Origin of the sequence: Leclercia sp. W6, from assembly GCF_003336345.1 — a bacterium.
Taxonomy (GTDB): domain Bacteria; phylum Pseudomonadota; class Gammaproteobacteria; order Enterobacterales; family Enterobacteriaceae; genus Enterobacter.
In genome coordinates, this window is the sequence record NZ_CP031104.1 from 1,763,146 (window position 1) to 1,777,102 (window position 13,957).

Here is a 13,957-nt window from a genome sequence, read left to right on the forward strand (position 1 = left end):
AAAAAAAGCCGCTCGAGGCGGCTTACTGGTTGGTGGCTTTTTCTTCTTGTTGTAACTGATATCCAGCCAAAGGATTACCGGTAAAATAAGGCAGTCCAAGCTCCCTTAATTCTTTTTTTAAGGTTCTGACCTTTTCGATAGCTTCATCTAATGATGTGGTATCAAATTTTACGGATAGCGTTAATTTTTCCATTCATCACCTCTGATGTTTAAATTTTTCATACATGGATTGCAGTTCATAATCAGGAAGCTTAATAAGCTGACCTTCGTAAGCAGCCATGTCTGATATCGCTTTCGCTGCATGTTTAATAAATCCAAAATTTTCCGCAACCAAACTGGCCGCCTCCTGATCTATTTCGCTGCAAACGGCACTGTATTGCTCTGAGCGGCCTGCCAAGTTGCAGTAAGCCCAGGCAAGCTCAACGCTGCGGTGAAAATCAGATGCTGCTGCGCCAAGGTGGTTAAACTCACGGCCTATACGTTCTGCGTCATAAATATCACCGAGAAAAGATTGCGCATAAATGCCGGCATGGAGGCACAGCAATCTGGCTTTTACATAATTACAGGCATCATCCAATGTGGATACTTCCCACTCCATGTCTGGGATAAATGCGCCCGTATGCCTGCCCTTAATCGATAATATTTTAACTTCGATACCAGATGAAGAGCCACCATAGCAATGCCATGCAAGCCAGTGTCCAACCTCATGTTTTGCAACGTCAAAAACAACATCCCTTAGAGACCCGAGCATAAATCCTCCTTCAAGTAAGGTGAGAAGGAATATTGAGCCTTGGGAAGGGCCAGCATCAAGTTAAATAACGAAGGCCCGGGAAGTCCGTCAGTGTGTATCGGTAGCGCGGCCACGAGGTATCGAGAATGTTCATGTAGCCAGCGGTGATCTGCACCTCTGTTGCGGTCCAGGACCCCTCTTTTATCGCTAGGGTGAACGGCGGCGCTGCGGGTGCAGACAGATCCGTGGAAACGTACCGACGGAACGTTAATGAAGCACTGGAAAGGTTATCAAGTGCATTGCGAATGGCAGTTGAAACCACGCCATCGATATTGCTGATGGCGAATTTTAGATCCTGCGTGCCGTCGGAATTACGCGCCGGCAATGCCACGTCGATTGCCGATCCGGTAAATGTCGCCTCAACGCCTGTTTCAAGCGTAACATTAATATCGTCCCATCCGCGGGTCAGCCAGTAGCTCTGTCCGCCGACAGTGATCTGCAGCGTGTCCAGAATCACCTCATCACCGCCGGATGCGTAAAGTCGGTTGAGAACTGCGCTGGTCATGCTTCGGGCCACTCCTTATTCAAAGCCAGATCGATAATATCCGACCCCGCCACCAGCTCAGGGAAAAGCCCCCAGCCCGGTGGAAGCAGCGGTCTCTCCCACAATTCCAGCGTTGCGGTAAATTGCCAGAATTTACCGCTCGCCAGAATTGGCCCCTGATAAATATCGACGAAACGGCATTTATACGGCTGTATCCCCAATGGGGTTTTCAGACGCATGTAAAACCAGGCAACACCATCTGTTAGGGCATCACGAAACCATGCCTCAAACAACTGAGCTTCGTTATCTTTTTTAAATGACCACTTCACACTCGCTTGTGTTGGAACGGATGTATAAAGACGGCGCTGGCGGGAACGCCCCGAAGTTAGTGGAGTGCGACGGACCGGACTCACTGGCTCAAATCCAAACCCATCTTTTAATGGAATGGGTAATTCCTTAGGGTAGAAAATATCAGCCATTATCGTGCCTTCCTTTTTGCGTACATGACATTAACCGCGTCATGAACTTTCCCCTGCCCTTTGGACAAACTATTTACGACCATGTTAAAGCCCTGGGTCGCCCCGCGCTTCACAGCCGCTTCCATCATCGCAATTGTCCGCTCATCAGGATCACCATTAACCTGAATGGTTGGTGAATAATTGAATTGACCCTGTAATGAGCTATTTTCGCGTTGCTTTTGAATATCGGAGAGAGTCGCGTCAAGTTTTGCTGAGGTATTCGATTTAACGACTCGCTCACCTTTCTGAAGTAACCATGTACCTGTTTCTGGCACCTTATCGAGACCGTCGTGTGCCATGCCAGCAAGAGAAAGCGCCGATATAGCGGAAACTAAAGGTGCTGTGGCTGCAGCGGCGGCGGCTGCTGCACCAGGGGCCGCTGCGGGACCAAATACCGGAATTGCGGCGGTGGATGCGTAGGCATTTAACTGTGCCATTAATGAACTTGCTGTAGCGTTATTAATCATGGCGCCAGTAGCAGAAGCCTGAGCAGTTTTACCCACTACCAACTGAACGCCCTGGTAAACCAACCACTGTGCAGCCATTTGCGCCAGCGTCTGGATTACCGTCTCACCCATGCCAGCAAACATGTTGCTGAAAGCATCACCGACAGATTTCGCCTGGGTGATAATTCCGGTAAAAGCATTAGCCATTGAGTTGGTTGTTTGATTAAGCAACGAAGATGCTGCGTTAGCGGCCGTCAGGTTATAGTTAGAAGCTTCATCAGCGAAATTCGCCATAGATGTTAAGGCACCAGCCTGCCAGTTCTGCCTGATCGCATCCTGCTGACTGTAGTAATTCCTGAGCGCGGTCAACTCATTCTGGTACCCCTTGTCGCTCTCATTTCCCCCTGCATTTTTCCATCCCTGCAAAAGTTGAGCCTCGTCAAGGCGGCGCTGCGCCTGACGGCTACTCATGCCAGCACTGTCAGCCAACGCCCGCGTTTTCTCACCCATTTGGGTCACATATTTCTGCGATGTGTCCTGAAGGCGGTTAAGGCGCTCCTGTATGACGATCTGATCGCCAAGTTTTGCATTAATTTCTGCCTGCGCGAGAACCTTATCTTTACTGGCGAGTACAGATTTTTCATCATCAGTCAGCGTCCGCGTTTTCGCTGCTTGCTCGAGTACAGTGAATTTGGCCTGCTCTTTCCATAACTGCTTGCGCTGCTGACTGATCTTGTCGTTGAGTCCGGAATGCTGCCGCAATACCTCCAGCTGAGCTTGCAATTCCAGAGTCTGGGCACTGGTACTGTCGGTAAGTTTTGCGCCGCCCGGCGTCGTGATTTTCGCCGGCTTCTTCAGCGAATCATCGTATTCCTTTTTCGCAGCCGCCAGGTTGATGTTGTAATCAGCCTGGAGGATCCGCCCCTCTTTCAGCGCCTTGTTCAGTTCGTTCTGGCGATCGGTGTACTTCTCCAGAGCCGTCTGCGATTTACTGTAATTCGCCTGGGCCTGTTGCGCGTACTTGAGGCGATCGGCTTCCAGTCCTGCCTCACGACTGGCGTTTTCCTGGGCGAGTTGAGAATTGCGGGCCTGTTGCTGAGCCATATCCAGCGCCTGGCGGGCGGTCTCACGGTCGTTCCAGAAGCGGGCGCGCGCGTCATCGTTGACATAGCGATCACTCTTTCGCAAATTCCAGATGTCATCGGCCCGCTTGAAGGCCGCTTCTGCCTTACTCAGCATTTCCTGAGAGGTATCCGGTCTGCCGATATCCAGCGCCGCATCCCACATGGATTTAAACGCATTTTTCAGGGAATCGGCAGCGGATTCGATCGTGCCCATGTTGTCGCGAATGCTGGCAGTCTGCCTGTTGAACCCGGCGGTCGCGGCCTCGTTTGCCGCCTGGAGTGCGCCCGCCTCGTTTCCTGAGCGCTGTAGAGCGGCGACATATTCAATCTGCTCAGCGGTGACATTGTGAAACTGCTGCGCCATCGCCAGCAGCCCTGATGCCGGATCGTTAACCATACGGCCAAAGGCTTCAGCCACCTTATCGACCGGCAGACCGGATGCATCGGTGAATTTCGCAACCGAGATCGCAAGCCCTTCAAAGTTAGCACCCGCGCGAACGCCTGCAGTAACCAGCGCCGTCAGTGCCTGGCTGGTCTGGTTAAACGTAAGCCCCGCCTTCTCCCCCGCAGCCGAAATGATCTGCATGCGAACTGCTGTCAGGCCAGCTGTATTGCCGGTCAATGTCAGCGTTTTATTAAATTCAGAGAGTGTGCTGGATCCCTGATAATACGAGTACATCAGCGCCGCGGTGCCAGCAGATAACGCGCCTACTCCGAGCATTACAGGGGAGATCGTTCCCAACAAAGCGCTGAACATAGGCCGCAGACCACCAAACTGGTCTTTAATTTGCCCGCCCTGCTGGAGCATGATCAGCCAGGGGCTCTGCCCGCCGGCCAGCTGCGTCGCGATATCAGTGAACTGCGCCGGCAGGGTACGCATCGCGGAAGAATACTGACCGACAGAAATTCCGGCTCGCTTTGCAGCCAGTTCCTGCTTCGAAAATGCTTGCTGAACCTGCAAGGCTGCATCATTTGCCGCTTTGCCTGTTCCTTTCAGCTGCTTATTTACATAGGTAACCTGCTCAGTAAATTTAGCCGAATCAACGTCAAGATTAACGATCAGATCACCCACTGACTGGGCCATAGCGCACTCCTCCCAGGCTTTCCGCCACAGACATCATTACATCATCATCCATCGGCAAATCTTCCTGCTCTGGTGGGTTAAGCAGGCTGAAGTCACGTGGCGTTAATTCGGTTTCTGTACACAGCATTGAGACAATAAGATGGCTAAAGCGGGAGAAATGGGTATCCAGAAGATCACCTTCAAAATACTGCTTTTGATAGTAGCGCCCCCATTCCGCCAGCTCACTTGATGACATGCCGGCAAGCATGACGCGCCAGTCCGGACGCCGGAACTCCCGCGCCAGCTTCATCACAAAGCTCAGCTCACCGGCAAGGGCTTTTCCGCGCTGATAGGCTCTTCTTCCGCCACTGTGTCTGCGTTTTCCACCTCGTTCTCCGGTTCCGGTACAGGGATCATGTCAGACAGCGTTTTTACAAAGAGCTCGCCAGCGCCAATCATTCCCGGCGGCCAGCCGGACAGCACCTCATGATGCAGTGAATCAACATCTTTTGAGGTATCCCCCTGCCAGAGCGACATTGCGATCAGTCGCGCCCCTACCCGGAGATTGCTGCTTACCCGGGCAGTAAGATAATCCTCATCACCTTCATCTTTCGGTAGCGATTTATCTTCTTTCGCCAGGTACTGCAGATGCTCAATACGTTGCAGGCCTGACAGCTCAAACAACTGGATGGTGCTGCCGTTGTAGGTGAACGGCTCAGATTTCAGAAAGCTCATGGAATACTCCAGGAAAATGACGGGGCCAGCGCCCCGCCGGTCAGGAAACGGTAACTTTGCAGATTGCGACTTTAAGACCGTCGTTGGACATCACGATAATTTCAGCAGAGCCTGTGGCTACGCCGGTAATGGTCAGGACATCGCCGCTGGCGGTAACTGTCGCTTTCGCCGGATCGGAGGAGGCAACACGGAAAGATTTGTCTGTAGCGCCAGTCGGGTTGACAGTGACGTTAACGGTGTCAGACGCCCCGGCGGCAACAGTCAGGGTTGCTTTATCGAGCGAAACCCCGGTAACCGGCACGACAGGAGCGCGCGTCTCCTCCGCCAGCGATGGCTTGCCGTTGTTACTGATCTTCACGCTACGGGTGATGACTTCCTTCGCCGGGATAGCTTTACCGAGGCCGCTGACCCATCCCTTAAATACGTCGATCGTCCCGTTGGGGTATTTAATTTTGTAGGCGCGCACATCGCCGCTGTAGAACCAGTCCACCAGAGACTGCTGCCCTGATTCACCAGGTTTCCAGGCCAGATTGAAACTGGCCTCACCAGCTGACTTCTCGCCCTGCGCTGTGTTTGCCCAGTCCGCGTTTGGATCGTCAAGGTAGGTGTCGTCATAGGACTCCGCGGTCAGTTCCCCCGGAGTCAGGTCTTTGATTTTTGCCATGCGAGTCCAGTCAGTGTCACTGGTCGGATTGGCATACGCATCGCCTGAGCCGTCATAGATCCAGAACGTTGTGCCAGCCCCTTTTACGGGTTCAAGCGGATTCGGTGTTGGCATGATTACCTCACATTACGTATGAAATTGAGTATTTGAGATCAGCCGATCCCCACGTCGCCATTTCGTCATCGCGCTGATAGTCATAGCCCTGAGCAGACATGGTTTCGATTAAGGGGGTAAGGCCGGGGAGAGCATTGAGCTGGGGATAGATTTTGCTTTCCATCCAGGTATCGAGCGCGGTATCCGTTTCGCTCGCTTTCAGGAACACCTCGATATGAAGCGTGGCGCGCCAGATATCCTCGTCGATGGATTCCTCCGTGGACTGCGCGTCTGTGATATAGACGGCAACAGCCGGGAGATCTTCGGATTCGAGTACAGCTGGACGGCCATCAGACCATGTTACAGGGTCAGTAATGCCAGCTTTCAGCGCATCCAGAACCGCCAGGCGGATCAGGGGATGTTTCATTTGGTCAGGATTATCCTCAGTTGATTGCGTAAGGCCGCAGAGAGCTCTTTGGGAAGATCGGTGGCCGTCAGGCGGGTGCTTTCCTGCTTAAATGCCTCAGTCAGCGGGACCGCCAGAGGAATGCTCACCACCTCAAGCGGGTAGCGGCTTTTGGTGGTTCTCCGCAGGACATGCCAGCGCCCGTTTTTGAGTTGCTGGATGAATCCGCCCGGGAAGCGAAATCGCCCGATGACCAGAACGCTTCGGACACCCGCTTTGTCACGTTTTCGCCGGGAAAGGCGCACGCTGGCCACACCCAGCTTGATCGCCGGGAGGTTGCCGCGGTTTACCCGAATGGTGGCCTGCGGTTTGCGTACCGTGGCTTTCTTCAGGCGCGCACGCTGATTGACGAGTTTTCGCTGCACCCGGGTGTCCTTCGCAACCTGGCGGGTGCTGTGGGAGATAGCCCGTGTGGCCACACGGTTCACCGCCTGAGAGGATGCCCGCGGCACGGCGGTTTTGCTGATGCTTTCCAGGTTAGCGATCGCCTGTTCGAGACCTTTAATGGACACAGAACCTCCATTACTCAATCCAGATCTGTGGCTTACCGTTGAACAGCTGTTTGCGGGTAACGATGTAGTCCTGGCCCTTCCAGTGAATGGCATCACCTTTGCGCGGCGACACTGCCAGGGAGAACACCACCAGTGACAGGCCATCTCCCACCAGCGGCCCCATTTCTGCGACAAACTGGCTTTCTACAGCATCAAAAATGGCTCCGTTGATCGTGACTTTATCCGCCATCAGATTGACGGTGGCCGCGTCCATACGGGCCACCATCGCGTCGAAGGGGTTAGCCATTCAGCTTAACCAGTACGGTGGTGGCGTTCGCAGCTGCAGCCTGCCAGGCTTTCCCTGCGGGTGTCGCCCCGGTTGCATCCAGCTGTACTTTCCCGCTTTTGAAGTACACGGTTTTACCCTGGGCGATATCATCCGTCGCCAGCTTCGGCAACTGGACGACGCCACTGGTGAGGCCTGTACCGGCTTCGCCGACGGCAATATCAGCGATAGCGATCGCCAGGACATCACCCACTGCAACTGGCGTGCCGCTGGTAATCACCGCCGAACCCGAGTTGGTCAAATCGATAGTGTGACCATCCTGTACGAAATTCTTCATGAGCTCTCCGTATGGCCCCTGCCGGGGCCATGTTGCAGATATAAAAAAAGCCCTTACGGGCCGGTTCAATGTCGGGGTGATTACTTACCGGATGATTTCGCCAGACCGCGATAATCCAGCGGCGCCACACCAGCATCGATGCGAACTTTCGTCGCAACACCGTCAGTGGTGAAACCTTCCTGCTGGTCGATGTACGGGGCATCAATGCCATTGAGGTACGCCACTTCGATGGTATCGGTGCCCTGTGCGGCAGCCAGATACCAGGCCGCCGGGTCGGCATCATCGAGACGCGCTTCTGCGATCACTTCGGCAAAGTTCTGCAGCGGGTTCACAACGCCGGCATTGATATCAGCGCCTTTCATGCTTGCTGACTTAATGGTCTGGCTGGCTAATGTTTCCAGACCCACCGGCACCAGCATGTAGGCCGGGCGAATGTTCAGGGCACGCTCACCCTCTTTCTGCTTGCGCATGTTCTGGCGGGCTTTATCAAGGCTGTCTACGCTGATGGCGCCAGAAGAAAGGTTGGCATGGTCAGCATGGAAGAGCGCCTTACCATCTGACAGTTTCCCGTTACCGGTCAGCACCGCATAGACCAGGTCACCGATAGTGGCTTTTGCAGCGCGACCCATCTTCATCGGAACGTCAGTCAGCTGGTTCAGGTCATCGTTGATGATGGCCTGGCGGGTGATGGAGAAGATCTCACCGTAAGTGGCCAGCGCGATGGTTTCGCCCTTATCCTGCGTGGTGATGTACTTATACTCCGCCCCCTCACGCACCTGACGCAGGGACGGGAAGCCGCCCATGCCAACGCGATGCGCCGTTTTGAAGTCGGACAGCTGGCCTTTTTTGGTCCAGAGCTCAAAGGTCTCTGCCGCTTCATCCCAGCCCTGCAACAGTGCCTTGTTGGCGACATCGAGCAGGATATTGCCGAAATCAGAGGTGCTGTGCGTCAGCGCAAAACCGACCATCTGCATCGGGTTGTAACTGGACACCCCGATGCCGCGCTCAGTCAGGGACATGCGGGCGTATTCGCGCAGCGTCATACCGTTATAGACGTTGTCACGATCAACATTTTCATAGCCGGCACGCGCCATTAGCGCCTGGCGGATCCCGTCTCCGACAAAGTTACCGTTCCCGGCGTGAACATGCGGGTGGTTGGTTTTGTTGGAAGGCGTAGCGGCTTTACCCAGCTCAGCCAGCAGCAGGTCTTTTGCCTGTGCTACCGAACAATCCGGATCAGCAACGCACTTGTTTTGCAGTTCCATGTGCTTGTTGCCGAACATGGCAAAGAGATCACCGATGCCATTCACACGGGCTTTTTGCTCTGCCAGAACCTGAGCGCGAATTTCGTTCTCATTAATTGCAGGAGCAGCTGGCGGCTGTTGGTTCACTGGTTCGCGCTGGGTGGAGTTGCGCGGCGGGGTGATCATGTTACGAATGCTGTTTGGCATCTTTTCAAATTCCTCAATACGTTTCGAATGGATACAGGCCATTGCCTGCAGTGAAGGTGTCACCTGGTCAGCAAAACCCAGCTCGACACACTCGTTGCCGTTCATCCAGGTTTCATCCTCCAGCATTGCCGCAATTTCTTCGGGGCTTTTGCCCGTCTTTTGTGCGTAGGCCGGGATCAGCACCGACTCCACTTTGTCGAGCAGGTCGGCATAGTCGCGCATGTCATCAGCGTCACCACCAGCAAAACCCCAGGGCTTGTGGATCATCATCATGGTGTTTTCCGGCATGATGACCGGATTTCCTACCATGGCGATTACTGATGCCATTGATGCAGCCAGACCGTCGATATAAACGGTGATCGCCGCGCCGTGGAATTTCAGGGCATTAAAAATGGCGATACCGTCAAAGACATCGCCACCAGGGGAGTTGATATGTAATTTGATATGGGTGACGTCGCCCAGCGCCTTAAGGTTTGCGACGAACTGCTTCGCCGTTACCCCCCAGTAGCCGATCTCGTCGTAGATATAGATTTCGGCTTCGTTTTCCGAACTGGCCTGCATACGGAACCAGCTATTTTTTGCCTGGGCTTTTGGGCGATTCTTTACCCGGTTTTGTTTCCTCGACACTGGTGTCTCCTTTGTCGTTTGCCGGGTCTGTATCGAACACCAGCCCCTGTTTACGGTTTTCATCGATCTCCGCCTTACGGCGGCGTTTCACATCATCCGGATTTGCACCGCGGGCGCGCACCCATTCACTTTCGGTTGCAGCACCACCACGGAGCAGAATTTTCCATGCATTCGCCTCTTTGACCGGGTCAATCCATGGCATAACGGGGCCGGAGAACACGGCGCTGTAAAGCGTGGCTTTATCCACATTTTGCGGGGCCGTGATCTCGCCTGAAGCAATCGCCATCTTGAGCCAGGCCCGGTACATCGGCCGGGTGATAGCCGCGATGAATGCGTCCTGCAGGATGAAATAGCCTTCGGTTGACTCCACCAGCTCCTGGCGCTGCGCGCTGTATGTCCCGTCGTAGTTACGCGCAATGCTTGAGAAGCTGCCGCGCGAACCGGCGGCCACAGCACGGAGTTGCCCGTTGCGGAAAGTTTCGAGGTTGGGATTTGGTCGGTCTGATTTGATCATCCCGATATCTTCACCGGGACGGAGATCGTCAAACAGCATGCCGGGTTCAATGTTCAGTTCCCGGGAGCCCTGCGCGCTGTCTTCCGGATACGACTGACCATCGCCTTTCTTAATGAACATGCCCAGCGCCGCAGCGATGCGGGCAGCGGTCAGTTCGGCGTCCTCGTACTCTTTGAGTGCTGAAAGGCGCATCAGCACCCCGGCAAGCAACGAGTTACCCCGGATTTGATGCAGGCGTCGCATGAATTTCAGGTGAAGCATGTTCTCCGCCTGAATATCCTTTGTGTCACTCTGCATGCCTTCCGCCGGCAGGTTTTTGTAGACTATGTATTTCATCGGACGGCCCCAGGCGTTGAGGTAAATTCCTTGGCACAACTTCTGCCCCGCCTGTGTACGCTCCATAGGCACAAAGTCGGGTTCCAGTGCCTCAATCCAGAAAGGAATTTCCGCCACAGGCGACAGACCATTACCAGTGCCACTGACCAGCTGCGCGAACACTTCGCCGTCACGTAACCAGGTCCGGCACATCAGGCGCTCAAGCACTGGCCGGGTAAACTGGCCGGTAACATCCGGAGAAACGGACCACTCCGCCCATTTGGCACGGATCTGCTTGGCAAGGTCAGCGGCGATCGCGCCATTTTTCATCAGGGGTTGAGGTTCAACGATGATGCCCTTCGCCCCCACGATGCGCTCTTCGAGCTTATCAAGGATGCCGATCACCAGATCGTGGTTACAGTCGAGCCACCGGGCCTGCTCGCGCAATGAGCGCCCGCCAAATTGCGTCAGCTGATTCGCTGAGCGGTTCTCACGTTTTGCCCGGTGCGTCCGGGTAGGAATAACAGCCTCGTATGCCTGGATCATCAGGCGAGACTTAAGGCGCTCTGCTTTCCAGCCCGGAGAAAAGACGCCTATCAGATTATCCAGGGCGCTCATCGCGGGAACCTCGCCAGTTTAAAGGAGCCACCCCTGCCCGTTGCGGCAGCCACAGCAGCAGCCTCTTTTCGCTCCCACTCCTGACGGCCTTTACGTATCTCGCTCAGGTTCTCCATGGTCATCTGCTGACCGTTAAACGTTATGGACTTGCCCTGCAGGATCGCCATTTCCGCTTCGGTATAGCGTCTGACCATGTCCTGAATATTATTGAGATTCACACCCAGCCTCCTGATGATGATGACCATGCCGATTCACGGGCTGGTTTCGTAGCCTTAGGTTCTGATACTGACGGTTTTGCAACCGGCACCGGTGCCACTGCAGGCGCGTCTGGCGATGGCTCAACCACCAGATAACTCTCCCGGCGCGCCCACTCAGGGGCATCAGGCCACTTAATCTTTTCGTAACCATGAAGAATGACCAGGGCATGTGCGTAAACCATAAGGTCAAACGCTTCGTTAGCCCCCTTACCAGGCTTCGTCCATTTCCCATCAGCTGATCGCTCCTCATAGGTCAGTTCGTCGTAAAACCACCCTCCCAGCCAGTCAGGGAAATGCACGTAGTTTGGCCCCGGCACATCGCGCCACAGCGCGTTGTTGATCCGGTCTTTCAGTGCGTTGGTCTGGAGAAGGTAGAGAGGGACATCACCGGCCGCCTTCGCGCGCCGGGTGGAACGCCCGGTATTATCCGGGTAAGTTTTGGTAATCAGCTTCGCCCGGGTCTGGCTGTCACCCTTGAACAGCCAGACTTTGCGCTGCAGACCGTCACGGCGACAGCGCCGCCAGAACTCATAGGCGTTGTCGGTAACACCATCCTCACCGCCGGAGTCGACGGCCATTGCCAGCAAACTCATTCGCTTGCCCGGCTCGCCATCCAGCGCCCAGGTTTTCTCCAGCACATCGGTACGCAGAAGATCCCAGTCTTCCGGGTAGCTGGCAGGATCGATGTGGTAGCTTTCGCCGTCAGGTGTGGTGCGCATCGACTGCATGATGTTGTACCGGTCAACCACCCATCGCTCGCCGTGGGCGCCATAGCCAACGACCTGCACCACAAATCGCCGGTTTTTACCACCCTGAACATCGACGGTCGCCACCAGGAAGTTGACGCCAGCTGGCACACGCCGACGCTCAACCGGTTCTGCGCGCTGCAGCAGTTCGTCACCTTTGCGTTGCTCAATGCTGGAGCGCGGGAGATACGGCAGCCCCCAGTCGGTGTTGATAACCGTCTTCAGCGTTTCTTCGCTGCCGGTCGCCTCGTATTCCTGTTCGGCGGTCAGCAGTTTGTAAACCAGTTGGGCCCATGTCTGATATGCAGCTGCCGGGCCTTCCATCCAGAACGACGCGATACGCGACCGCCGCCCGGCTCCAGTTATTGTTCCGCTACTGTCGATCTGCTGATCCTCTCGCAGCCAGACACCTTTCATATTCAGGGCGCGTTTCTGACCGGCGGTGATCACCCCGGAGCAGGAAGGGCAATGGATACAGGCCGCTTCGCTGGCTTTTACCGGATCGCTGATTTCCCGGTAACCGGTCATCGCCGTCATCTCAGGCTGGAAATACTCACCACAATGCGGACAGGGCCAGTACCAGCGGCGTCGGTCGCCGCGGTTGTACAGAGAAAGAATACCGGTTGTCGGCGGGGCTTCATGCGCTGAACTCCGGCGCCACTTTGTATCGCGGATGTCCCGGCCTGGTGAGCTCTCCACCAGCGTCATGCCGGACGACATAAACGTGGTTGTACGCTTGGAGGCCAGAGAAAATGCATCACCTTCCCCGTCGATATCCTCCGGGAAGCGATCGTAATCTGTCAGGGCGACGCACTTGTAATCCGACGAGGACATGATATTGACCGACGGCCAGCCTATCTTGAGATAGTTACCTGCTCTGAAAGTCCTGTCGTAAACGTTGTTATCGTTCCTGCGGGGGCTCAGGCGGGTTGCCACTTCCGGACTGCAACGGAACGTGCGATCCAGTCGTTTCTTCGAGTGCTCGCGGGCCTTTTCCTCTGTCATCTGAATGATCAGCATGTCAGACGGGTCGCAGACCACGTTATAAACCACCCACCCGTCAATCAGGCCAATCGTCTTCCCCGTTCGCGCCGGGCCGACAAACACCACTGCGTCATACTCGCGCGACGCCAGGCAGTTCATTGGCTCGAGTACATACGGAGCCAGATTCGGATCCCATGGAACGGAGTTACCGGCGCCCATTGGCACGCGCATAAATTTACTGACTGCATCGGCCACCAGCATGCGGCGTGGGGCACGAAGTATTCCAGGGATATCCTTTCGGATCCCCCGGGCAGATGCCCGCTTCGCCATCAGTCCTCCTCTGGCTCGTCCTCCTCCGGTTCTGCGTCCAGAACGCGCTGCGCAATCTGGTCGCGAAGGTCATCAATAACACTCTGCACGCGACTGATAGCCGAGGGGCTCATGGCGCAGTCACGCTCCAGAATGTCCGGCAACGTTTCCAGCACCTGCACCACAGCTTTTGCCATGACAGAAAATTCACGGGCCACCTCATCAGCCGGGATTAACTGGCCGGTGTCCTGCTCGAATTTGAGCCGCTCGTTTTCCGCTTTCCAGTGGGCGAGCCTGTCCGAGGGCGTCATATCTTCGGCGCTGGACGCTACGACGGGTGCCATCAGCTCGGTCAGCACATCGGTGATGAGATAGAGTTTGAGTTTATTGTTGCTGCCCGGTGCAGGCTCGACTTGCTTAAGCCTGGCGGCAACGGTCTGGCGATGAACGCCGGTGATCCCTGCCAGCTGATTGATGTTCAGCTTCAGGGTGGAGAGCTCCTGGTCCATGATGGTGAACACTTTTTGAACTATTCGACATCATTGCAAGACGGCACTGATAAAAATCATACAGTTATGCACATGATGATGATGACCCTGGATCTCGAAAACTAGCCGTTTTCCGCGTGCCCGCCGCCTC

Annotated in this window: 17 protein-coding genes; all 17 read right to left on the bottom strand. The window is 55.1% G+C overall.

Annotation, left to right across the window (positions count from 1 at the left end; genetic code table 11):
* Positions 1 to 22 precede the first annotated feature (22 nt).
* The 17 genes from DVA43_RS24705 to DVA43_RS08695 all read right to left on the bottom strand — a co-directional run bounded on the left by DVA43_RS24705 (position 23) and on the right by DVA43_RS08695 (position 13,827).
* Entirely contained in the window at positions 23 to 193 is a 171-nt protein-coding gene (locus DVA43_RS24705; RefSeq protein WP_158649781.1) for a hypothetical protein, read from the bottom strand.
* Positions 194 to 196: 3 nt separating this feature from the next.
* Complete coding sequence (locus tag DVA43_RS08620; protein WP_114315279.1) at positions 197 to 751, bottom strand: hypothetical protein; 555 nt, start codon at positions 749 to 751, stop codon at positions 197 to 199.
* 55 nt (positions 752 to 806) lie between these two features.
* Complete coding sequence (locus DVA43_RS08625) at positions 807 to 1,295, bottom strand: DUF1833 family protein (RefSeq protein WP_114315280.1); 489 nt, start codon at positions 1,293 to 1,295, stop codon at positions 807 to 809.
* A complete protein-coding gene (locus DVA43_RS08630) occupies positions 1,292 to 1,753 on the bottom strand; it encodes a hypothetical protein (protein WP_114315281.1) in 462 nt (153 codons plus the stop codon). The genes DVA43_RS08625 and DVA43_RS08630 overlap by 4 nt, the downstream gene beginning before the upstream one ends.
* Positions 1,753 to 4,446 carry a phage tail length tape measure family protein gene (locus tag DVA43_RS08635; RefSeq protein ID WP_114315282.1) on the bottom strand — a complete coding sequence of 898 codons (2,694 nt, stop codon included), beginning with the start codon at positions 4,444 to 4,446 and terminating at the stop codon, positions 1,753 to 1,755. The genes DVA43_RS08630 and DVA43_RS08635 overlap by 1 nt, the downstream gene beginning before the upstream one ends.
* The gene (locus DVA43_RS08640; protein WP_114315283.1) at positions 4,427 to 4,735 is read right to left on the bottom strand and encodes a phage tail assembly protein T; all 309 of its coding nucleotides are present in this window, start codon (positions 4,733 to 4,735) and stop codon (positions 4,427 to 4,429) included. The genes DVA43_RS08635 and DVA43_RS08640 overlap by 20 nt, the downstream gene beginning before the upstream one ends.
* Positions 4,736 to 4,743: 8 nt before the next feature.
* A complete protein-coding gene (gene gpG, locus DVA43_RS08645; protein WP_114315284.1) occupies positions 4,744 to 5,160 on the bottom strand; it encodes a phage tail assembly chaperone G in 417 nt (138 codons plus the stop codon).
* A gap of 40 nt (positions 5,161 to 5,200) precedes the next feature.
* Positions 5,201 to 5,938, bottom strand: coding sequence for a phage tail protein (locus DVA43_RS08650; protein ID WP_114315285.1), 738 nt, complete (start codon positions 5,936 to 5,938; stop codon positions 5,201 to 5,203).
* 7 nt (positions 5,939 to 5,945) lie between these two features.
* A complete protein-coding gene (gpU, locus tag DVA43_RS08655) occupies positions 5,946 to 6,344 on the bottom strand; it encodes a phage tail terminator protein (RefSeq protein ID WP_039028993.1) in 399 nt (132 codons plus the stop codon).
* Positions 6,341 to 6,895: a phage tail protein gene (locus DVA43_RS08660; protein ID WP_114315286.1), complete on the bottom strand. Its 555-nt coding sequence runs from the start codon at positions 6,893 to 6,895 to the stop codon at positions 6,341 to 6,343. The genes gpU and DVA43_RS08660 overlap by 4 nt, the downstream gene beginning before the upstream one ends.
* A 10-nt stretch (positions 6,896 to 6,905) precedes the next feature.
* Positions 6,906 to 7,181: an ATP-binding protein gene (locus DVA43_RS08665; protein ID WP_114315287.1), complete on the bottom strand. Its 276-nt coding sequence runs from the start codon at positions 7,179 to 7,181 to the stop codon at positions 6,906 to 6,908.
* Entirely contained in the window at positions 7,174 to 7,497 is a 324-nt protein-coding gene (locus tag DVA43_RS08670; RefSeq protein ID WP_114315288.1) for a DUF2190 family protein, read from the bottom strand. Before DVA43_RS08670 ends, DVA43_RS08665 begins: the two co-directional genes overlap by 8 nt.
* A gap of 80 nt (positions 7,498 to 7,577) precedes the next feature.
* Entirely contained in the window at positions 7,578 to 9,509 is a 1,932-nt protein-coding gene (locus tag DVA43_RS08675; protein WP_371414033.1) for a ClpP-like prohead protease/major capsid protein fusion protein, read from the bottom strand.
* A 10-nt stretch (positions 9,510 to 9,519) separates the two neighbouring features.
* Complete coding sequence (locus DVA43_RS08680) at positions 9,520 to 11,022, bottom strand: phage portal protein (RefSeq protein WP_147271017.1); 1,503 nt, start codon at positions 11,020 to 11,022, stop codon at positions 9,520 to 9,522.
* Positions 11,019 to 11,240 (bottom strand): hypothetical protein, encoded by a 222-nt coding sequence (locus tag DVA43_RS08685; protein ID WP_114315290.1) that lies wholly within the window; start codon positions 11,238 to 11,240, stop codon positions 11,019 to 11,021. Before DVA43_RS08685 ends, DVA43_RS08680 begins: the two co-directional genes overlap by 4 nt.
* On the bottom strand, positions 11,237 to 13,339 hold the full coding sequence (locus tag DVA43_RS08690; protein WP_114315291.1) for a phage terminase large subunit family protein: 2,103 nt from the start codon (positions 13,337 to 13,339) through the stop codon (positions 11,237 to 11,239). Before DVA43_RS08690 ends, DVA43_RS08685 begins: the two co-directional genes overlap by 4 nt.
* A complete protein-coding gene (locus DVA43_RS08695) occupies positions 13,339 to 13,827 on the bottom strand; it encodes a DUF1441 family protein (RefSeq protein ID WP_114315292.1) in 489 nt (162 codons plus the stop codon). The genes DVA43_RS08690 and DVA43_RS08695 overlap by 1 nt, the downstream gene beginning before the upstream one ends.
* Positions 13,828 to 13,957 lie beyond the last annotated feature (130 nt).